Source organism: Shewanella halotolerans (assembly GCF_019457535.1).
Lineage (GTDB): Bacteria > Pseudomonadota > Gammaproteobacteria > Enterobacterales > Shewanellaceae > Shewanella > Shewanella halotolerans.
On sequence record NZ_CP080417.1, the window covers coordinates 1,328,081 to 1,348,200 of the forward strand.

The window sequence follows — 20,120 nt, forward strand, 5'->3', positions numbered from 1 at the left end:
TCAGCAATAGAAAGAGATTAAAAAAGGCCTCAAGATGAGGCCTTTTTTGTGGGCTAGGGAGCGGGCTTAGTCCGCCAGATAGGCGCGGATCTGCGCTTCGATGCCCGGGCCGTCCAGTTGTAGCTCGGCCAGGATCTCGCCGCACTCGCCATGCTTGATAAACTCATCGGGCAGGCCGATGTTGAGCACAGGCATAGGCAGCTTAAGCTGCTGCAGCAGTTCGAGTACCCCCGAGCCTGCGCCGCCCATGATGGCGTTCTCTTCCACAGTCACCAGCAGATCATGGCTGGCGGCCAGCTGTTTCACCAGCTCCACATCCAGCGGCTTAACGAAGCGCATGTCAGCCAGGGTGGCATCGAGCGCCTCGGCCGCCTGACTCGCCGACGCCAGTGTGGTACCGAAGTTGAGGATGGCGATCTTCTTGCCTTCGCGCTTGATCAGGCCCTTACCTATCTCAAATGCTGTCATTGTCTCGACCTGAGGCTCGCCGGTGGCGCTGCCTCTTGGGTAACGGATCGCCGTCGGTCCCTCGTTGTAGCAGTAGCCTGTGTAGAGCATCTGGCGACATTCGTTCTCATCCGATGGCGCCATGATCACCATGTTGGGAATGGCACGCATATAGCTGAGATCGAAGGCGCCCTGGTGGGTCGGGCCGTCTGGGCCGACGATACCGCCGCGGTCGATGGCGAAGATCACCGGCAGTTTCTGCAGCGCCACGTCGTGGATCAGCTGATCATAGCCGCGTTGCAGGAAGGTGGAGTAGATCGCCAGCACTGGCTTATACCCCTCACAGGCGAAGCCTGCGGCGAGCGTTACCGCATGCTGCTCGGCGATGGCCGCATCGAAATACTGTTTCGGGAAGCGCTGGGAGAACTCTACCATGCCTGAGCCTTCACGCATGGCAGGGGTGATCCCCAGTACCTTGTCATCTTTCTCGGCCATGTCACACAGCCAGCGACCAAACACCTGAGAGAAGGTGGGGTTAGCCGGTTTCGCAGCGGGCTTGGCAAAGGTTGAAGGATCGAATTTAGGCACGGCGTGCCAGCCGATGGGGTCTTTCTCCGCCGGCTCATAGCCGCGTCCCTTCTTGGTCATGATGTGTAGAATCTGCGGGCCCGAGAGGTTACGCATGTTGCGCAGAGTCTCGACCAGGGCGTCGACATCATGGCCATCGATAGGGCCGATATAGTTAAAGCCCAGCTCCTCAAACATGGTGCCGGGGACGACCATGCCCTTGAGATGCTCTTCGGTGCGCTTGGCCATCTCCTTGATGACAGGCATGCCTTTGAGCACTTTCTTGCTGTTCTCGCGAATGGTGGTGTAGAGACGGCCCGACATCAGCTGCGCCAGGTGGTTGTTCAGCGCACCGACGTTTTCGGAGATCGACATCTCGTTGTCGTTGAGCACGACCAGCATGTCGTTGTGCAGATCGCCGGCGTGGTTCATGGCCTCAAATACCATGCCGCCCGTCATGGCGCCGTCGCCGATGACCGCCACGACCTTGCGGCCCGCTTGTTCCTTCTCGGCAGCAACCGCCATAGCCAGCGCCGCACTAACAGAGGTGCCAGAGTGACCCACGCTGAAGGTGTCATATTCGCTCTCTTCCCGCCAAGGGAAGGGGTGAATGCCGCCTTTTTGGCGTATGGTAGGCATCTTGTCCCGGCGACCCGTGAGTATCTTATGGGGATAGGCCTGGTGGCCCACGTCCCAGATCAGGCGATCGAACGGGGTGTTGTAGACATAGTGCAGGGCAACCGTCAGCTCGACCGTGCCCAGGCCAGAAGCAAAGTGGCCACTGGAGATGCCTACCGACTGTAGGAGATAACTTCTGAGTTCGTCAGCAAGTTTTGGTAGCACACCCTGGGGAAGCTGTCTTAATTCATCTGGGGTGTCGGCCTGTGCCAGCACAGGGTATTTCGTAATATCCAAACTCATAGCGAGATTCTTTGGCTCTTTATTATACTCTTCGCTCTATGATGAAACGGGCGAATTCGGCAATTAACTGGCTATTGTATGGTAATTTAGCCAGCGCTGATAGGGCGTCTTCGATCAAACTTTTCGCAGTCGCTTGGGCCCCGGATAAACCGAGTAGTTTCGGATAGGTACTCTTGTTCGATTCGCAGTCCGAGCCCTGGGGCTTACCCAGCTCTTCTGTGCTGGCGATGATGTCCAGCACGTCGTCTTGTACCTGAAAGGCGAGGCCGATGGCTTCGGCAAATGTTAACAGATGGCTCGCTTGCTCATCTGTGACCTTGGCTGCAATGATAGGTAATTCTACTGCACAGCGAATCAAGGCGCCGGTTTTTAATCTGTGTAACCGCTTTAGGGTCTCGAGATCTATCTGCCTGTCGGTGGCGTTAAGATCCATCGCCTGCCCTCCACACATGCCGCTGTAGCCAGATGCCTTGGCGAGGGCGCGCACCATGGCCAGTTGTTGGTTGGCGCTCAGCTCGCTGCCTTCCTGGCTGATGATCTCGAAGGCCAAGGTTTGCAGGGCATCGCCAGCCAGGATGGCGGTGGCCTCGTTGAAGGCGATATGCACAGTGGGTTGGCCGCGGCGCAGGGCGTCGTCGTCCATGGCCGGGAGATCGTCGTGGATCAGCGAGTAGGCATGAATACATTCGATGGCGGCGGCGCAGGCATCTAGCCTTTCCAGTGGCACACCCAGCATCTCGCCTACGGCGTAGACCAGAAAGGGGCGGATACGTTTACCGCCAATTAGGGCGCCGTGTTCCATGGCGGCCTTCAGCTGTGGCTCGGTATCGTCTTGTGCATTGATAAAATGGCGCAGCTGGCCGTCGACGCGCTGCTGGTATCGCGTTATCGCTTCATTTAGCAATTATTCGCCCTCTGGCAGATAGGGTTGCAAGCTGGGTTGATCTTGTTCCTGGGTCAAGATAGAGACTTTCTGTTGGGCCTGTTCGAGTTTGCCTTGGCTGTTTCTGACCAGATTGATGCCGCGCTCAAATTGTTTGAGGGCGTCATCCAGAGAGACATCGCCCTGCTCCAGGCTGGTGACGATGTTTTCTAATTCTGTGAGTGACTCTTCGAAGGTCAGGTTTTCAGGTTTTTTGGCCACGGTGATTTTCCCAAGAATTTAGCGACAGACAAAGTATCTCAGTCGACCCTAGGGGTCAAATTGCGCTGTCGTATATTTGTGCAATAGCACGCTTTAAGGAGGTTTTTTTATAAAAAATTGAATTTGTAGCTAAACTTGCGTGTAAGCTGTCCGATAATTGAATTAGAACAATACTCAATTTTGTCAGATATTATATCGTAAACTCCCGTATGCGGTTAGGCGAATTCCCGTCTAATTGACGACTTTTGTGTCGTCGTCCAGGTCCTGGGAGATGCCTTTCATTGCAAGAGTGAGTAGAGTAGAGACCTGTCTCGAGATGATTATGGTGTTGACTGAGAGCTTGATCCCGAGATCAAGGTATTAGCAACGGCCGATACTGTAAATGAGGAAGAGTTGTGGATTTAGCGACCCTGATAGGCCTGATAGGTGCATTTGGTTTTATTATCGGAGCTATGGTCAGCAGTGGCGGTATCGCCATCTTTGTTGACGTGCCCTCTGTGCTTATCGTGATGATAGGCTCTCTGTTTGTGGTGATGATGAAATTTAACCTCAAACAGTTCCTCGGTGCGGTCAAGATCGCCGCAAAAGCCTTTATGTTCAAGATAGATAAGCCGGACGAGTTGATCGAACAATCGGTCACCATGGCCGATGCTGCCCGTAAGGGGGGCTTTCTGGCCTTGGAAGAGGCGGAGATCAGCAACAGTTTCATGCAGAAAGCGGTCGACATGCTGGTGGATGGCCATGACGGCGAGGTGGTGCGTGAAGCCTTGGAGAAGGATATCGCCCTTACCGAAGAGCGCCATAAGACGGGGATTAGCATCTTCAAGGCGCTGGGCGATGTGGCGCCCGCCATGGGGATGATAGGTACCCTTATCGGTTTGGTGGCTATGCTGTCGAACATGGATGACCCTAAGTCTATCGGCCCCGCCATGGCGGTGGCCTTGTTGACCACACTCTATGGTGCGATTATCGCCAACATGATTGCCCTGCCGATCGCCGATAAACTCTCGCTGCGCATGGGCGAGGAGATGCTCAACCGCAACCTGATCATGGATGCAGTACTCGCCATTCAAGACGGTCAAAACCCAAGGGTCATCGAGGGATTCTTGAAGAATTACCTCTCAGAAAAGCAGCGAGAGATAGACACGACGGACGGGGAATAGCCAGATGGCTAAGAAGGTCAAATGCGATTGCCCTCCTGCCGGGGCGCCCATGTGGTTGGCAACCTTTGCTGATCTCATGTCGCTATTGATGTGTTTCTTCGTCTTGCTGCTCGCCTTCTCCGAGATGGACGTGATGAAGTTCAAGCAGATCGCCGGGTCGATGAAGTATGCCTTCGGTGTGCAGAACAAGGTTGAAGTCAAAGATATTCCCAAGGGCACCTCGGTGATCGCACTGGAGTTTCGCCCAGGCAAGCCTGAACCCACCCCCATCGAGATCATCAATCAGCAGACCAATGAGATGACCGAGCCCACCATTGAGGTGCAGGCCGGTGAAGACGACAGCGCCGGTGGCGTGCAGCAGCAGCGCGGTGAGCAGCGCGGTGGCGAAGCATCATCGACGGCTCAGGAAGAGGCTGACTCTGAAGCTCAGGCGAAGCAACAGCAGCAGGAGGCCGCATCACAGGATCAGATCAATGATCAGGTGAAGAAGATGGCGCAGGAGCTCAACAAGGAGATCATCGACGGGGCGATCGAGATTGAGTCCTTGGGGCAGCAGATTATCATTAGGATTCGTGAGAAGGGCGCCTTCTCATCGGGCTCGGGTTTCCTGCAGCCCAGGTTTAAGCCTGTCGTTCGCCGAGTGGGCGAGCTGCTCAAGGATGTGCCGGGGATCATTACCGTCTCAGGTCACACGGATGATATGAATATCAGCAACGAACTCTACAGCTCCAATTGGGATCTCTCCAGCAAGCGCGCCGTGGCCGTGGCCCATGAGCTGGTGCGGGTGCCGGGCTTCGACCAGCAGCGGATGAAGGTGGTGGGCATGGCCAGCACGGCGCCGCTGGTGCCGAACGATTCGGCAGCCAACCGCGCCCGAAATCGCCGGGTCGAAATTGCCATCGAGCAGGGTAAGCCGAAAGAGTCAGATGAGATTCAAGTCGAGCAGTAGCCTGTCGCTCTAGTCATTACGGCAGGCAAACACCCTCTGCTAAGGCGTCCACACCGGTGGACGCTTTCCATTTCTACTAGCCTATCCTCAGCCACTCTCTTCGGAGCGGATTATCCTAAGCTGAATAAATATTGCGCACATTAAGGGGGCAAGGGCAGAAAATCCCTGCCGAGTCGCTGATTTATGGGCATTTGTGCACCGGGCTTGGTATAATGGCAAGATTGCTGTTTAAAATTATTCCCGCGGAACGCCCATGAAATTTATCGTAAAACTCTTTCCTGAAATCATGATGAAAAGCAAACCGGTAAGAATGCGTTTTACCAAGATGCTTGAAACCAATATCCGAAACGTGCTGCGCAAGGTCGATGAAGAGGCCAGAGTACAGCGCCAGTGGGATAAGATCATGGTCAGGGTGCCTGAAGACAAGCCAGAGATGATTGAGCGTTATGCCGAGCGTCTCGCCTGTATTCCGGGTATCGCCCATGTGCTGCAGGTGCGTGAGAGCACCTTCGAGTCGGTGGACGATATCTACCAGCAGACGTTGGCGCTCTATAAAGAGGAACTGGCCGGTAAGACCTTCTGTGTGCGGGTAAAGCGTAGCGGTAAGCATGAGTTTAACTCAATCGAGGTAGAGCGTTACGTGGGCGGTGGACTCAACCAGTTTACCGAGGCAGCCGGTGTCAGGTTGAAGAACCCCGACATGACGGTGAACCTTGAGATAGACAACGAGCATCTCTATCTGGTGGAGAAACGCATCGACGGCTTGGGCGGTTTCCCTATGGCGACCCAGGAAGATGTGCTGTCGCTGATCTCAGGAGGTTTCGACTCAGGTGTCTCCAGCTTCCAGTTTATCAAGCGCGGCTCTAGAACCCATTACTGCTTCTTTAACCTGGGCGGTGACCAGCACGAGATCGGTGTGAAGCAGGTGGCCTATCATCTGTGGCAGAAGTATGGCGAGTCTCACAAGGTGAAATTTATCTCTGTGCCGTTCGACCCTGTGGTGCAGGAGATCCTGGAGAAGATAGATAACGGCCAGATGGGCGTTATCCTCAAGCGCATGATGATGCGCGCCGCCAGCCGTATCGCCGAGAAGATGGGCATTCAGGCGTTGGTGACGGGGGAGGCCATGGGGCAGGTGTCCAGCCAGACCCTGACTAACCTGAATGTGATCGACCGCAGCACAGATATGCTGATTCTGCGTCCACTGATCGTGATGGATAAGCAAGATATTATCAACATGAGCCGCGAGATCGGCACCGAAGACTTTGCCAAATCGATCCCTGAATATTGCGGCGTGATCTCACAGAAGCCGACAGTGAAGGCTGTGATGGGTAAGATCCTCGCCGAGGAGGAGAAGTTCTCCGAAGACTTGATCGACCGCGTGGTGGAAGCCGCCGAGGTGATCGATATTCGCGATATCGCCGTCAGCATGGATACCAAGATCACCGAGACTGAAACCGTCGATGCGGTATCCGGTGGTGAGGTTGTGGTTGACATCCGCTCGCCAGAAGAGGAGGAGCAGAGCCCGCTCAGCCTCAACGGCATCGAGGTGAAGTGTATTCCTTTCTTCAAGTTGGCGACCCAGTTTGCCGATCTCGATAAAGAGAAGACTTATCTGCTCTACTGCGACAGAGGCGTCATGAGCAAGCTACAGGCGCTCTACCTGCAGGAGCAGGGCTATCACAACGTGAAGGTCTATCGTCCCGCATAAGCGCTTTAAGCGGCTGTCTATAGACAGCTAAGTATTTAGAAAGCTAAGTATTTAGAAAGCTAAGTATTAGAAAGCCAAGCATTCGAGATAAAGGCTGCCTTCGGGCGGCCTTTTTTATGAGCTGTTTTTATGGAGAGCTTTCACCCATAGTGGTATAAAACCTTGGATCTGTTTAGTTTCTGACGTAACTTATCTGGCGGGTCGGTCTCGCCTTTACTGCCAGAGATGGGTTAGCTGTGTTGGTGGGCTTAAAGCTGGCGGGCATAAAAAAGCCGCATCATAAGACGCGGCTTGTTGCTTATCGTTTGCAGCTGGCTATTGTTAACAGCTGGCTATCGTTAACTGCCGGCTGGCGATTACTCGGCGCGCTGGGCGCTAACGCTGGTGTCCGCCTGCTCGTCTTTCTGAGCAACCAAAATGGCGTTGAGGTCTTCATTCAGATCTTGTTGCATCTGCTCTAAGCCTTCGGCCAGTTGCGCGCTGATGGCGGCATGCAGGTCTGTGGTATCGATAACGATTTCATCGGCAGTGGCAGCGGTTGAGGCTGAGAGCAGTGCGATGGCAAATACAGTTTTAAAGTTAATCATAGTGGTCGCCTCCGGGCGGCATATCTTGGGGTGTCAGACACTCCCCAAATACGTCGTAGAGGCTGTCTAACTTCAATCATTTCGTTGGCGCAAAATTTAACCAAAACCCCTTCCCTTTACAAACGATAAAATGTAACAATACGGATTAGAAAAACTAATTAAAATGTGAGACAAGGATCACTATGTCGAGACGTTTACCTCCATTGAATGCGGTGAAGGCTTTCGAGGCTGCAGCCCGTCACTTAAGCTTTACGCGCGCCGCGGAAGAACTTTTTGTGACACAGGCCGCAGTAAGTCATCAGATTAAGGCATTAGAAGAATATTTAGGGCTAAAGCTCTTTCGTCGTAAGAACCGATCTTTGCTGTTGACCGAAGAGGGGCAGGGCTACTTTCTCGACATTAAAGATATCTTTGTGCAATTGGCCGATGCGACAGATAGATTGCTGGCCCGAAGTGCCATAGGCTCGCTCACGGTAAGCACTTCGCCCAGTTTTGCCATTCAGTGGCTGGTGCCCCGCTTGGCGAATTTCAGCGAGAATAATCCCGACATCGACGTGCGGATCAAGGCGGTGGACGATGAGACCAGCAGCCTGACCGACGACGTGGATGTGGCCATCTATTACGGCATGGGCAACTGGCCAGGGCTGCGTGCCGACAAGCTGAGAAACGAGGTGTTGATCCCTGTCTGTTCGCCCATGTTGCTTAGCGGCCCCAAGCCGTTATCCCAGCCGAGCGACCTGAAACATCACACCCTGCTGCATGACTCTAGCCGTCATGATTGGCAGGCTTGGTTTAGACAATGTGGAATTAATGACATTAATGTGAACCAGGGTCCTATCTTCAGTCACTCCTCCTTGGTGTTGCAGGCTGCCGCTCACGGTCAGGGAGTCGCATTGGGTTACAGCGTATTGGCCCGTCCCGACATCAAGGCCGGGCGCTTGGTGTGTCCTTTCCCCGAGGTGTTGGTGAGTAAGAACGCCTATTACCTGGTGTGTCAGCAAAACCACGCCGAGATAGGTAAGATAGTCGCCTTCAGAAAGTGGATGCTGGACATGTTCGAAGAGGAGTCTCGCAGCGAGCTGCTGCCGGGCTAACCCGATTGAATTACCTGGCTACGCCCTTTATGGGTGGTGAGCCAAAGATAAAGAGGCAAGATGAGTTTTACCCAAAGATTGAATGCGCGGCTCGAGGCGGCCGAGTTGCCCGCGAGCCAGTGCCTGTTCTCGGGCCCGCTGGATGACAATGCGCTGGCCTGCGATACCTTAGTGTTGCTGGCCCATGGTGCGGGCGCCAACATGGCACACGATTTCATGACCCAGATGGCAGAGCGTCTCGCAGCCCAGGGGCTTGGGGTGATCCGCTTTAATTTTCCCTACATGCGCAGTAACGCCATAGATGGTAAGCGCAGGCCGCCGGATAGGGCACCTAAGCTGATTAAAGATTTTAGCCTGCTGATAGAGACGGTGCGTGAGGTCTATAAGCCCAAGCACCTAATAGTGATGGGCAAGTCCATGGGCGGACGCATGGCGGCAATACTCGCTGGCGAGCAAGCGGTCGATGGTGTTATCTGTTTGGGTTATCCCTTCGTGCCGCCTAAAGGGGGCGAGCCAAGACTAGAGCCTATCGCCGAGTGTCAGGCGCCGCTCTTGGTGATACAGGGGGAGCGTGATAAATTTGGCGCCAAAGGGCAGGTAGAACCTTGGCTTGCACCTTTTAACGCCAAACTCCAGTGGTTAACCGATGGGGATCATAGTTTTTTACCAAGAAAGTCGTCAGGCACGACCCAAAGCGCTAATCTGGATTTGGCAGTCTCACATAGTATTAAATTTATTAGGGGGTTAGATGCGTAAAGGGTTTTTATTGCTGGCGGCCTTGAGTGGTTTTCTAGCCGTGGCCCTGGGAGCCTTCGGCGCCCATGGACTCAAGCAGGTGACTACGCCAGAGATGATCGACATCTTTAATCTTGGGGTCGAGTATCAGTTCTATCACACCTTTGCCCTGATCGCCGTGGCCTTTAGTGGCCACTGGCTCAAGTCGCGCCTGATCGACTGGGCAGGTTATCTGTTTCTCTTGGGCATAGTGATGTTTTCCGGTTCCCTCTACCTCTACGTGCTGGTGGGCAGTAAGTGGACTGGCCCTGTGACCCCCATGGGCGGCGTCTGCTTCCTGCTGGGGTGGTTGTTCATTGCGGTGGCCGTGTGGCGTAATCGCGTGGTGGAGCTGGACGATTAGCCAGCCGCTAAGATAATCGTATTCATTTTCGAGAAAGTGTAGAATGGCGCCCCAATGATATGGGTCGCCATTTTTTATTCAGGATCTTCCTATGATAAACCTATTTTTATATTGCCGTGCCGGCTACGAGAAAGACTGCGCAGCCGAGATCCAGCAGCGAGCCGCGGAGCTGAATGTTGGCGGCTTTGTAAAGACCAATCGTAACGATGGTTACGTGATTTTTCAGTGCTTTCAGGCGGGCGATGCCGATCTGTTGGCCGAGCAGATCGAGCTGGACTCGCTTATCTTCACTCGTCAGATGTTTGCCGCCAATGAGCTGCTCAAAGATCTGCCTGAAGGCGATCGCGTCACGCCCATCGTCGATGCCCTGGCTAAGGTGAGCAAGGCAGGCGAACTCAGAGTCGAGACGCCAGATACCAATGAGGCCAAGGAGCTGTCGACCTTCTGTCGTAAGTTAACCGTGCCCCTGAGACAGGCGCTGAAACGTAGTGGTGCCCTGCTTGAGAAGGAAAATCCTAAGCGTCCTATCATACATGTTTGTTTCGTCGGGTCGGGTACTGCCTACGTGGGCTACTCGCTGAGTCACAACAGTTCTCCCTATTTCATGGGGATCCCCAGACTCAAGATGGCCAGCGATGCGCCGAGCCGCTCGACCCTCAAGCTGGACGAGGCTTTCATCCACTTCATCCCTAAGTCGGAGCAGGAGCAGCGTCTGCGCAGCGGCATGAACTCTGTGGATCTCGGCGCCTGCCCAGGAGGCTGGACCTATCAGCTGGTGCGTCGCGGCATGTTTGTGGCGGCGGTGGACAACGGCCCTATGGCGCAAAATCTGATGGACACCGGACAGGTGAGACACTATCAGGCCGACGGTTTCCGTTTCGAACCGCCTAAGAAGAATATCTACTGGCTGGTATGCGATATGGTTGAGAAGCCTTCGCGAGTGGCCGAGCTAATGGAGGCCTGGGCGATTAACGGTTGGTTTAAGGAAGCGATCTTTAACCTTAAGCTACCGATGAAGAGCCGCTACAAAGAGGTATCGACGATTCTGGCGACCATGCAAGAGGTGCTAAAAGAAAATGGTATCGACGACTTTCATCTGGCCTGTAAGCATCTGTACCACGATAGAGATGAGGTGACTGTGCATCTCTGGCTAAAACCTAGCGTCGGATTTAACTTTGGTTAAGGAGAGCGTTAGGCTCGGATGGCGGATCAACAATAAGCCGCCATCGCAGAGGCTATAGGCAGTGGTTGCAGAGACTGGATAAAAAAAAGCCCCGCGATTGCGGGGCTTTTTGTTTTTTAGCTTACGGCTACTTGGTCTATTACAGACGCTCGAGTACCGCCTGAGTGAAGTCAGAGGTACCGTGAGTACCGCCAAGGTCGCGAGTCGTGCGATCGCCTTCTTCGATCACGGCAGAAACCGCCGCGCGAATGGCTTGCGCCTTGTCTGACATGCCCAGGTATTCCAGCATCTGGATTGATGCCAGGATCACCGAAGTTGGGTTAGCCAGGTTCTTACCTGCGATATCTGGCGCGCTGCCGTGTACCGCTTCGAAGATCGCCGCGTTCTTGCCGATGTTGGCGCCAGGTGCCATCCCCAGGCCGCCCACAAGACCGGCACACAGATCCGATAGGATGTCGCCGAACAGGTTGGTGGTGACGATCACGTCGAAGTTTTCTGGGTTCATCACCAGCTTCATACAGGTCGCGTCGACAATCATCTCTTCAGTGGTGATGTCTGGGTAACGCTGGCTCACTTCACGAGCTACCTTCAGGAACAGGCCTGAGGTCGACTTCATGATGTTAGCCTTGTGTACGATAGTCACCTTCTTACGACCCTCTTTGCGCGCTAGCTCGTAGGCGAAGGTAGTGATCTGCTCGGCACCCTGACGGGTAATGATACTGGTGGCTTCAGCCGTCGTACCATCTTCTGAAACGGTTTGACCTAGGCCTGAGTACATGCCTTCGGTGTTTTCACGTACCGTGATGATGTCGATGTTGTCATAACGTGCCTGAGTGCCTTTAAAAGACAATACAGGACGTACGTTGGCATATAAGCCGAATTTTTTACGTAAAGTGACGTTGATTGAGGTGAAACCTTCGCCGACAGGGGTCGTTAGTGGCCCTTTCAGCGTGATACGGTTCTTCTCGATCATATCCAGTGTACGTTGAGGTAGAAGTTCACCTTGCTTCTCAAGTGCGGCTAGGCCAGCATCGGCAAATTCGTATTCGAAATCACATCCAGCTTTATCTAAGATCTTGATTGCTGAGTCGATTATGCTTGGGCCAATCCCATCACCCGGGATAACGGTAATAGTTCTTTTTGACATGGAGAGTCCTTCCACGGTTGGTCGTTACTGCTATTGTCTGACCATGTCGAAAGACACGGTGTTATGACTATGAATTTTTAGAATCTTATCGGTCTTATTTTAACTACTTTTGCGCAAATTTCACAGGAAATAGTGAGCAATCTCACGTTTTTTTGTGTAGGCTAACTTGCAATAACAAAGGCTAATGACGATGATTGATCCTTAAGCGTTAAAAAAGTCTACTTTAGTCTAATAACCCAGGCTACATCCGTTAATGACAAGCTGCATCCGTTAATAATAAGTTAAAAACGAGGAAGACCTTGAAGCCATTACCGACCCTATCCCTCTTGTGTGCCAGTCTCTTTTCTTGCGCCGCCTTCAGCGCCGATGTGACACCCGATGTCATCATGAAATTCGAATCTCTCAATAAGCCAGTGCTCGCCGCCAATGGCAGTGCCTTTGCCGTCGAGGTCAGTCCCGACAGGGGAGACAGTCACGGCATGGTAAAGCGTTTAGACAGCGAGCAAAGTTTTACCGTGGCGGGGGGCAGCAAGCCGCTGATCAGCCATGATGGCCGTTTCGCCGCCTTTGCTATCGCGCCAGCCTTGCTTGAGCAGGAAAAAGCCAGCCCCAAGGCCCGCAAGAAACTTAAGGCCGGTCTGGCGCTGTTGGATACTCAATCTGGCAAAGAGACCCGCTATGACAAGGTGAAGGAGTTTGCCTTTAACGATGCCGGGACCCATCTGGCCATCTGGTATGAGGCCGGTGAAGAGGCCGATAGTGATAAGAAGGATGAGCCGGAAGCCAACGACAAGAATAACGAGGCTAAGCCTGCGCCCGCTGCCAAGAAGCCCAAAGTCGATAAGTATGACAAGGGACGTACCTTAGAGGTGGTGAACCTCAAGGCGGGTAAGAGTGAGAAGCTCGCTCATGTGACCGCCTTTTATTTCGATAAGGCGGGTCGCCAGCTGGTGGTGGCACAGAATGATATCGCTAACAATCTGCACCGAGTGCAGCGCATGGACCTTGCGAGCGGTGAGCTAGAGGTGATTGCCGGTTTTGTGGATCAACAAGTAGGCGCCGTGTCGGCCAGCGAAGATGGTAAATATGTTGCCTTTACCTATGGCAAGGCCAGTGATGCCCCCTGGGGTCGCGAATATCATCTCGCCCTGCATCAAGCGGGTAGCGACAAGCTGCATCAGGTGGCCAACACCAAGGAGTGGACCCTTAACCGTTACAGTGAGCTGATCTTCTCCGATGACAGTAAGCGTTTGTTCTTCGGCCGTGTGCCCGAGGTGAGTCAGCAGCTAGAGCTGCCTAAGGTGGCCAATGCGGACGATCTCTATGATCCTGAGGTGATCACTGGCCAGCGCGAACTCAGGGTTTGGCATGGTGACGACCCACGCATCAAGCCAAACGAGGTCAAACAGTACAAGAAAGAATTAAAACGCACCTATCTGGCGGTGTTGCACCTGGGCTCTAAGCAGGTGGTGCAGCTGGCCGATCAGGCGGTGCCGGATATTGAGCTTGGTCAGCAGCAGCGTTTCATGCTCGCCAGCACAGATGTGCCTTACCTTAAGATGATCACCTGGGCCGGTTTCTACCGCGACTATTATCTGGTGGATCTCAACACTGGGCGCAAGCAGTCGTTTCTCGTTCAGCAACCTGTTTCCGAGAAGCCTTCGCTGTCGCCTAACGAGCGCTTCGTGGCCTATTATCAGCAGGGCAATATCTTCCTGTATCAGATCGCCCAGGATAGCCGGGTCAAGCTGACCAAAGATTTCAAGACGCCGTTTGCCGACGAAGATCACGACTATCCGTCTGTAGCGCCAGGCTACGGACTAGGCCCTTGGGTCGAAGATGGCTCGGCCTTCCTGGCCTACGATAAGTATGATATCTGGCAGTTCAATACCGATTCTCGCGATGCGTTTCGTCTCACGGCCGCCAAGGGACGTAAGGCGCAGATCCAGTATCGCGTCACGGGCTTGCTAGACAAGGCGGACAAGCCGGATCTGCTTAAGGCGGACCAGAGTCTGCTGCTGCATGGCTATAACGAGCGCACCAAGGGCGATGGTTTCTACAGCGCCAAGGTGGGCGTCTCTGGCGTCAAGCCGCTGATGGAGGGCGACTATAAGCTCAAGCTGCTGGCCCGCGCCGAAGAGAGTGATAAGGTGCTGTTTTCTAAGGAGCGTTATGATCTCTACCCGGATCTCTATGCCAGCGATCTGCAAAGCCCTGAGCAGGCGATCCGCCAGACCCGTCTCGACGACCAGAAGCGTCAGCTCGATTGGGGTAAGGCCGAGTTGGTGCACTGGACCAATGGCGATGGCAAGCCGCTCGATGGCGTGCTGATCAAGCCATCTAACTATGTGGCCGGTAAGCGCTACCCTGTGCTGGTCTATTTCTACCGTTTCATGAGCGACAGGCTGCATGCCTTCCCAGACATGAAGCTGAACCACAGACCTAACTTTGCCTGGTATGCCGATAACGGCTATGCCATCTTCCTGCCGGATATCCGTTTCGAGGTGGGCTATCCTGGCGCGAGCTCGGTTCAGGCGCTGACCTCTGGGGTGCAGAAGCTTATCGATATGGGCATCGCCGATCCCGATGGTGTGGGCATTCAGGGTCACTCCTGGGGCGGTTACCAGACCGCCTTTGCCGTGACGCAGACCTCTATCTTCAAGGCGGCGGTCACCGGCGCACCCGTGTCTAACATGACCAGCGCCTATAGCGGCATTCGTCACGGCACTGGGCTTGCGCGACAGTTCCAGTATGAGACGGGGCAGAGCCGTATTGGTGAGAGCCTGTTTAAGGCGCCGCAGAAATATATCGAAAACTCGCCCGTCTTCTATGTCGAGCGGATCAAGACGCCTATGATGATCATGTTTGGTGATAAAGACGATGCAGTGCCTTGGGAGCAAGGGGTTGAGCTGTATCTGGCGATGCGCCGTGCGGGTAAGGATGTGGTGTTCCTCCAGTATCAGGATGAGCCACACCATCTGAAGAAATACCCTAATAAGGTCGACTATAGCCTGCGCATGATGCAATACTTCGATCACTACCTTAAGGGCAAGCCTGCGCCTAAGTGGCTGTCTGAGGGAGAGGCCTATCAAGAGTATAAGAAGGCGGGCTAAGCCCAACTTGTCTACCTTAAGCCGGGCCTAGCCCGGCTTTTTAATGGCGTGTCTTAATAGTGTGCGCACGCTAAGATAATTAAGCGTCTGGGTGTTTGAGGAATTAAAGGATTTAGGAGGGCGAAACAATATGGAGCAGGGCATGACAGATACCGACAGCAAGGGGGCCAGTGTCAGGGTGCCGCCGCCCTTGATCTTTATCTTCGCCATGGGCCTGGCTTTGGCCTTAGAGTGGCGTTTTCCCTTAGGCTTGTCGACTCACCCCATAGGTCAGATAGCCGGTGCTGCCTTGCTGCTGGCAACTAGCTTAGTCTTGCTACATATAATGCTCATCTTCAGGCGACGTCAGACCGCCATCGAGCCCTGGAAGCCTACCTCCACCATTATCACCTCTGGCTACTATCGCTTTAGCCGAAATCCTATCTATGTGGCTTTCTGCGGCTTTCCCATTGGATTAGGGCTCTTGTTAGCCTCCCCCTGGTTATTGCTCAGCACCTTGCCTGCCTGTTTAGGGGTCTATTGGCTTGCGATCCGCCGCGAGGAGGCCTACCTGCTGGCAAAGTTTCCTAAGGAATATGGGGCGTATCTAAAGAGTGTCAGGCGCTGGTTGTAACAGCGCCTGTTCTATCTTGGCGGTTAGCCGCCGATGGGAGAGTCGAGATATTGCTGATAGGTGTCCTGGCCCCAGGCGATCAGCTTGTTGTTCTTAAACAGTAGTGGGGTACATTCGTCGCGGGTGGTCTCGCCGTCCGACTTGCTGTGATGGGTGCGATAGAAGAGCACCTGTAGGGTATCTTGATTGCTGCTCTTGGCCTCGGAAAAATCGGCCTTACCCATGAGTGTCCTGATCTGTTCTATCGGTTGTCCTATGGACAGTTCGGTTAACTTGGCGTTGTTGTAGGCCTGCCTGTCTTCCCAGTCCATATCGTCTGGCGTGGGTTCATAAACCAGGACGACGACGGCGACAAAGGCCAGATAGGCCGCGAAGATTGAGCCTATTATCACTGGAACTTTAGATTTCATCTTACCTTGGGATCCTTCCATGCTGCGGGTGTATCTGCAGTGGATTAAGCCACTGCAACATATTGGTTACAATATAAAGCAGATGAAAACGGTATGGTAGTACCGTTTTTGCTTACAGGTGCGACAAAGCCAACAAATAAGTAAGCGAATGTTTACGCCTTGGCTGTCAGCTCAACCCTGAAGTTCGCCAGACGGGTGTTAAGGGGGATGTCGGTCTGCAGTTGCACCAGTTTATAGCTCAACCTCGCTAGCGCCCGTCCCTCTTCGAGTTTCTTGGCCTGTTTGGCGCCTATCTTATCCAGGGAGGCGTAGACGTTGGCCAGGGTGCGGAAGGTTTTCAGCAACTCACAGGCCGACTTAGGGCCGATACCTGGGATGCCGGGGATCTTGTTGCCGCTGTCGCCCGCCATGGCGAGAAAATCGATGAACTGACTCCTATCGACGCCGAGCTGACGCTCGCGATCTTCTATGGTGATCGCCTGCTGATTGAAGTGATCCCACAGCTGTATCTGGGGGGAAAGCAGCTGGGTAAAGCCCTTGTCGGTGGAGACGATGATCGCCTCTCCCTTGGCCTGTACCATCTTGCTGGCCAGGGTGGCGATAACATCGTCGGCTTCGGCTATGGCGTCGATGGAGTGAAAGCCGCGCTCGGCGAGGTGCTGCTTAAGGGCAGGCAGCGCCTGACTCAAGGCCTCGGGCATGGGCTTGCGCCCTTTCTTATAGTCGTCGTAGAGCTTCTTGCGCCAGGAGATGGCATCGCCATCCCACACCAGGGTGACATGGCTGGGGTTGTGTTTGCTCAGCAGCTTACGGCAGGCGGAGGTGACCCGTTCCGGCAGGCCGTTAACATCGTTCTCGTTTGGCTGGGCGGCGTGGATGCGCCGCACCAGGTTGAGTCCATCTATGATTAAAAATCGGTTCATCTTGTCTCTAACATAGGGTTAAGTGGCGATCCGATAACAGGGGACATAGGCGCTGCCGGGCAGCTTCATGCGCTGCTGATCCACAAAAGCCTGCAGCAGGGTGTCCATCAATTTCATCAGCTGCTTATCGCCCCTGAGCTCGAAGGGGCCGGAGCGCTCTATCTCTCGCATCGTGTCCATCTTGACGTTGCCCGCCACTATACCAGAAAAGGCGCGTCTCAGGTTGGCCGCCAGATCCGCCTTGTTGGGCTGGTAGTAGAGGTTGAGGTTGTTCATGATCTCATGATCCGGCACGAAGGGCAGCTGAAACTCGGGCTCTATCTTCAACGACCAGTTGTACTGGTAGGAGTCGCCCGTGTCTCTGCGGTGCTGCTTGATGACCGTCATGCCGTGGCTCATGATCCGCGCGACCCGCACAGGGTCATCGATGACGATCTCATACTTGCTCTGGGCCTCTTCGCCCAGGGTGGCGGCGACAAACTCATCTATCTTGGTAAAGTAATCGGCGCTCTCCCTCGGGCCTGTGAGCACCAAGGGGAAGGGGATGTTGGCATTTTCCTTGTTAAGCAAGATCCCCAGCAGGTAGAGCAGCTCCTCTGCGGTGCCGGCGCCACCGGGGAAGATCACTATGCCGTGTCCCAGGCGGACGAAGGCCTCGAGTCGCTTCTCGATATCGGGCAAGATCACCAGCTCGTTGACTATCTGGTTGGGGGGCTCGGCGGCGATGATACTGGGTTCGGTCAGACCGACATAGCGGGCGGTGCGCACCCGCTGCTTGGCATGGCCGATGGCGGCGCCCTTCATGGGTCCCTCCATGGCACCCGGGCCGCAGCCGGTACAGATATCCATGCTCCGCAGGCCCAGCTCGTAACCTACCTCTCGGGTGTATTGGTATTCGTTTTCATTTATGCTGTGGCCGCCCCAGCAGACCACTAGGTTGGGATCCTGACGGGGGATCACCTGGGCGTTTCTCAGTATGTCGAACACCACGTTGGTGATATGGCTGGAGTTGGTCAGGTTGATATGTTTCAGGTTGTCGTAGCGATCGCTGAGGTAGACGATATCCCTGAGTACGGCAAACAGATGCTCCTGGATCCCGGCGATGATGTTGCCATCGACGAAGGCGGCTTCGGGGGGATTGACCAGCTCTATCTTGATGCCGCGCTCGCGCCTGAGCACGTTGATATTGAAGTTACTGTACTGCTCAAACAGGGTGCAGGCATTGTCGCTCTTTAATCCTGAGGCGAGCACCGCCAGGGAGCAGTTGCGAAAGAGTTGATAGAGTTCACTGCTAGCATTTTGCTTGAGGCGATCAACTTCCAGCTGGGAAAGTTGATCCATACTGCCTCTGGGACTGATATTGACGATCATGGCGACTCCTTAGCAGTAGACCCAAAGCCATGACACCGGGGAAAAGGGTGGAAACTCCTGAGATAGCCCCCAGGATTAGGCGTCAATAATCACTCTGTCTCTGCTTTCATGTTTGGCCTTGTAGAGTGCTGCGTCGGCGCGTTCGAAGGTTTCGCTTATCTGCTCGTTTTCAAGAATTTGTGCAGCACCTATTGATACTGTAACTGTAATTCTCTGATTTTTAAACTTAAAGGGAATATTTTTTACTTTCTCCCTCACGCGATTCAACAGCTGCTCTATGTCGTTGGCCGACACATCCGGAATGAGGAGGACAAATTCTTCACCGCCGTAACGGGCCACAAACTCAGACTCACGCAGGGAGTTTTTCAGTGCCATGGCGATCACCTGTAGCGTCTTATCCCCAGTGCTGTGGCCGAAATTATCGTTGATGGATTTGAAGTGATCTATGTCGGCAACCGCCACCCATAGCGGATGACGATGGCGTTGATAGTTGCGGAACTCCTGCTCCATACGCTCTTCCAGCGCCGCGCGGTTGGGCAGCTGGGTCAGGGTGTCGAGCAGGTTAAGTTTCTGCTGCTCAAACAGACGCTCTTTATAGGCGTTGGCCTCTTTACTCAGCTCGTTGAGCTCATCGCGCATCGTCTCCATCGACTTGCGCAGCATCGCCTGTTCGCGCTGCTCCAGCGCCTCCTTGCGCCCGAGGGCGGTGCGGATAGAGGCGAGTTGTTCAGTGACCTGCAGCTTGAGGTGGTCTATGTCATCGATGTCTATGATGGCATCGCCTACATTGTCGACCCGCGAGTTGATCTCACGGTTGAGTTGTTTCTTCAGCTGATAGCTGCGCTGGTTGCTGTTGTAGGAGTCATTCACCACCTCACGCACCGCTGAGAGGGCATCGTTGAGGGCGTAAAGGAACTCCTGAGAGGCGCTCTTCTCCAGCGCAATATTTTCCAGCAGCAGGGAGAGTATGGTCTGATAGGCGTCGATAAGACCGTCGACATCAATTTCGGCGGCCAGGTAATCCTTGATCACCAGTACCTGATCGCGCTGATCTTTACGAAACTCGATCTCAGAGATCATCTGCGCCAGCTCGTGAGCCAGCTGCCGGTGTTTCGGCAGAACCTCTAGCTTGTCGCCCTGACTGAGCTGCTCATGCATGATGGCTTCGAAGAAGCCCACCAGACGCTCAACCTTAGGAAAGTAGTCCCAGTAAGTATGAAACGGCTTGCCGAGATCTTGCTTGTAGTAGGCGATCTCTTTCTTGAGTTTGTCCGGTACCGAGTCCACGCGCTGTAGCTGACGGATCACCTTGGCGAGACTGGCGCGGCCATCTTCGAGCTGCCCCATCACATGGTGGTACTGCTGCTTGAGTAGCTGCTCGACCTCGAGCAGGTCCGGCAAGACCTCGTCGATATGTTCGACGTTGATTAGGTTGTGGCGCAGCTTGGCCAGCTTGTTGTCCAGCTCTATGCTCTGACCCTTACAGGCGAGGCTGAGGTGACCGATAAATTGCAGCAATGAACTTTGGCTCTGGGCCTTCTGATCGTTGAGTTCGGCCAAGGCGATTTTGGCAGAATGGAGTTTCTGCTGAAGGAGCGATACCTGGGAGAGGCTTGTCATAGCGTCTTTCATTCTAGAC

General features: G+C 54.1%; 18 protein-coding genes. 9 read left to right on the forward strand and 9 right to left on the reverse strand.

Going from position 1 to position 20,120, the window contains the following annotated elements; genetic code table 11:
• Positions 1–66: 66 nt before the first annotated feature.
• From dxs to xseB, 3 genes are read right to left on the reverse strand one after another with little or no spacing between them, the layout of a single operon-like run.
• Entirely contained in the window at positions 67–1,935 is a 1,869-nt protein-coding gene (gene dxs / locus K0H81_RS05830; protein WP_144203761.1) for a 1-deoxy-D-xylulose-5-phosphate synthase, read from the reverse strand.
• A gap of 22 nt (positions 1,936–1,957) precedes the next feature.
• Positions 1,958–2,839 (reverse strand): (2E,6E)-farnesyl diphosphate synthase, encoded by an 882-nt coding sequence (ispA, locus tag K0H81_RS05835; protein ID WP_220060211.1) that lies wholly within the window; start codon positions 2,837–2,839, stop codon positions 1,958–1,960.
• Complete coding sequence (xseB, locus tag K0H81_RS05840) at positions 2,840–3,079, reverse strand: exodeoxyribonuclease VII small subunit (protein WP_011866566.1); 240 nt, start codon at positions 3,077–3,079, stop codon at positions 2,840–2,842.
• Between the two features lie 395 nt (positions 3,080–3,474).
• Between xseB and pomA the strand changes: the two genes are divergently transcribed.
• The 3 genes from pomA (at position 3,475) to thiI (ending at position 6,902) form a co-directional block, all read left to right on the forward strand.
• A complete protein-coding gene (gene pomA / locus K0H81_RS05845; protein WP_011866565.1) occupies positions 3,475–4,242 on the forward strand; it encodes a flagellar motor protein PomA in 768 nt (255 codons plus the stop codon).
• 4 nt (positions 4,243–4,246) lie between these two features.
• Positions 4,247–5,191 (forward strand): flagellar motor protein MotB, encoded by a 945-nt coding sequence (locus tag K0H81_RS05850; RefSeq protein WP_220060212.1) that lies wholly within the window; start codon positions 4,247–4,249, stop codon positions 5,189–5,191.
• 253 nt (positions 5,192–5,444) lie between these two features.
• Entirely contained in the window at positions 5,445–6,902 is a 1,458-nt protein-coding gene (gene thiI / locus K0H81_RS05855; protein WP_011866563.1) for a tRNA uracil 4-sulfurtransferase ThiI, read from the forward strand.
• Between the two features lie 356 nt (positions 6,903–7,258).
• On the opposite strand, the gene K0H81_RS05860 is transcribed toward thiI, so the two are convergent.
• A complete protein-coding gene (locus K0H81_RS05860) occupies positions 7,259–7,489 on the reverse strand; it encodes a hypothetical protein (RefSeq protein WP_011866562.1) in 231 nt (76 codons plus the stop codon).
• Positions 7,490–7,671: 182 nt separating this feature from the next.
• On the opposite strand from K0H81_RS05860, the gene K0H81_RS05865 reads away from it, so the two are divergent.
• The 4 genes from K0H81_RS05865 to rlmM all read left to right on the forward strand — a co-directional run bounded on the left by K0H81_RS05865 (position 7,672) and on the right by rlmM (position 10,904).
• The gene (locus tag K0H81_RS05865; protein WP_011866561.1) at positions 7,672–8,583 is read left to right on the forward strand and encodes a transcriptional regulator GcvA; all 912 of its coding nucleotides are present in this window, start codon (positions 7,672–7,674) and stop codon (positions 8,581–8,583) included.
• Between the two features lie 60 nt (positions 8,584–8,643).
• Entirely contained in the window at positions 8,644–9,339 is a 696-nt protein-coding gene (locus K0H81_RS05870; RefSeq protein ID WP_220060213.1) for an alpha/beta fold hydrolase, read from the forward strand.
• Positions 9,332–9,721 carry a DUF423 domain-containing protein gene (locus K0H81_RS05875; RefSeq protein WP_041509171.1) on the forward strand — a complete coding sequence of 130 codons (390 nt, stop codon included), beginning with the start codon at positions 9,332–9,334 and terminating at the stop codon, positions 9,719–9,721. The genes K0H81_RS05870 and K0H81_RS05875 overlap by 8 nt, the downstream gene beginning before the upstream one ends.
• A 91-nt stretch (positions 9,722–9,812) precedes the next feature.
• Positions 9,813–10,904, forward strand: a complete 1,092-nt coding sequence (gene rlmM, locus K0H81_RS05880; RefSeq protein WP_220060214.1) for a 23S rRNA (cytidine(2498)-2'-O)-methyltransferase RlmM — start codon at positions 9,813–9,815, stop codon at positions 10,902–10,904.
• Positions 10,905–11,043: 139 nt separating this feature from the next.
• Here the strand turns inward: rlmM and K0H81_RS05885 are convergent, their stop codons facing one another.
• Complete coding sequence (locus tag K0H81_RS05885) at positions 11,044–12,051, reverse strand: isocitrate dehydrogenase (RefSeq protein ID WP_220060215.1); 1,008 nt, start codon at positions 12,049–12,051, stop codon at positions 11,044–11,046.
• A gap of 299 nt (positions 12,052–12,350) precedes the next feature.
• Between K0H81_RS05885 and K0H81_RS05890 the strand changes: the two genes are divergently transcribed.
• Positions 12,351–15,164: an alpha/beta hydrolase family protein gene (locus tag K0H81_RS05890; RefSeq protein ID WP_220060216.1), complete on the forward strand. Its 2,814-nt coding sequence runs from the start codon at positions 12,351–12,353 to the stop codon at positions 15,162–15,164.
• A 142-nt stretch (positions 15,165–15,306) separates the two neighbouring features.
• A complete protein-coding gene (locus tag K0H81_RS05895; protein ID WP_258406398.1) occupies positions 15,307–15,777 on the forward strand; it encodes a methyltransferase family protein in 471 nt (156 codons plus the stop codon).
• Positions 15,778–15,800: 23 nt separating this feature from the next.
• Here the strand turns inward: K0H81_RS05895 and K0H81_RS05900 are convergent, their stop codons facing one another.
• From K0H81_RS05900 to K0H81_RS05915, 4 genes are all read right to left on the reverse strand, one after another.
• Complete coding sequence (locus K0H81_RS05900; protein ID WP_041509176.1) at positions 15,801–16,187, reverse strand: DUF3192 domain-containing protein; 387 nt, start codon at positions 16,185–16,187, stop codon at positions 15,801–15,803.
• A 152-nt stretch (positions 16,188–16,339) separates the two neighbouring features.
• Entirely contained in the window at positions 16,340–17,110 is a 771-nt protein-coding gene (gene xni / locus K0H81_RS05905; protein ID WP_011866553.1) for a flap endonuclease Xni, read from the reverse strand.
• Positions 17,111–17,128: 18 nt separating this feature from the next.
• Entirely contained in the window at positions 17,129–18,481 is a 1,353-nt protein-coding gene (gene ppnN / locus K0H81_RS05910) for a nucleotide 5'-monophosphate nucleosidase PpnN (protein WP_220060218.1), read from the reverse strand.
• 75 nt (positions 18,482–18,556) lie between these two features.
• A complete protein-coding gene (locus K0H81_RS05915; RefSeq protein ID WP_011866551.1) occupies positions 18,557–20,113 on the reverse strand; it encodes a GGDEF domain-containing protein in 1,557 nt (518 codons plus the stop codon).
• Between the last annotated feature and the right edge of the window lie 7 nt (positions 20,114–20,120).

Coding starts and splice junctions, on each gene's coding strand:
- K0H81_RS05900 (WP_041509176.1), bottom strand. CDS start 16,187: ATGAAATCTAAAGTTCCAGTGATAATAGGCTCAATCTTCGCGGCCTAT.
- K0H81_RS05850 (WP_220060212.1), top strand. CDS start 4,247: ATGGCTAAGAAGGTCAAATGCGATTGCCCTCCTGCCGGGGCGCCCATG.
- thiI (WP_011866563.1), top strand. CDS start 5,445: ATGAAATTTATCGTAAAACTCTTTCCTGAAATCATGATGAAAAGCAAA.
- dxs (WP_144203761.1), bottom strand. CDS start 1,935: ATGAGTTTGGATATTACGAAATACCCTGTGCTGGCACAGGCCGACACC.
- K0H81_RS05885 (WP_220060215.1), bottom strand. CDS start 12,051: ATGTCAAAAAGAACTATTACCGTTATCCCGGGTGATGGGATTGGCCCA.
- K0H81_RS05895 (WP_258406398.1), top strand. CDS start 15,307: ATGACAGATACCGACAGCAAGGGGGCCAGTGTCAGGGTGCCGCCGCCC.
- xni (WP_011866553.1), bottom strand. CDS start 17,110: ATGAACCGATTTTTAATCATAGATGGACTCAACCTGGTGCGGCGCATC.
- K0H81_RS05915 (WP_011866551.1), bottom strand. CDS start 20,113: ATGAAAGACGCTATGACAAGCCTCTCCCAGGTATCGCTCCTTCAGCAG.
- K0H81_RS05865 (WP_011866561.1), top strand. CDS start 7,672: ATGTCGAGACGTTTACCTCCATTGAATGCGGTGAAGGCTTTCGAGGCT.
- rlmM (WP_220060214.1), top strand. CDS start 9,813: ATGATAAACCTATTTTTATATTGCCGTGCCGGCTACGAGAAAGACTGC.
- K0H81_RS05860 (WP_011866562.1), bottom strand. CDS start 7,489: ATGATTAACTTTAAAACTGTATTTGCCATCGCACTGCTCTCAGCCTCA.
- K0H81_RS05870 (WP_220060213.1), top strand. CDS start 8,644: ATGAGTTTTACCCAAAGATTGAATGCGCGGCTCGAGGCGGCCGAGTTG.
- K0H81_RS05875 (WP_041509171.1), top strand. CDS start 9,332: ATGCGTAAAGGGTTTTTATTGCTGGCGGCCTTGAGTGGTTTTCTAGCC.
- ppnN (WP_220060218.1), bottom strand. CDS start 18,481: ATGATCGTCAATATCAGTCCCAGAGGCAGTATGGATCAACTTTCCCAG.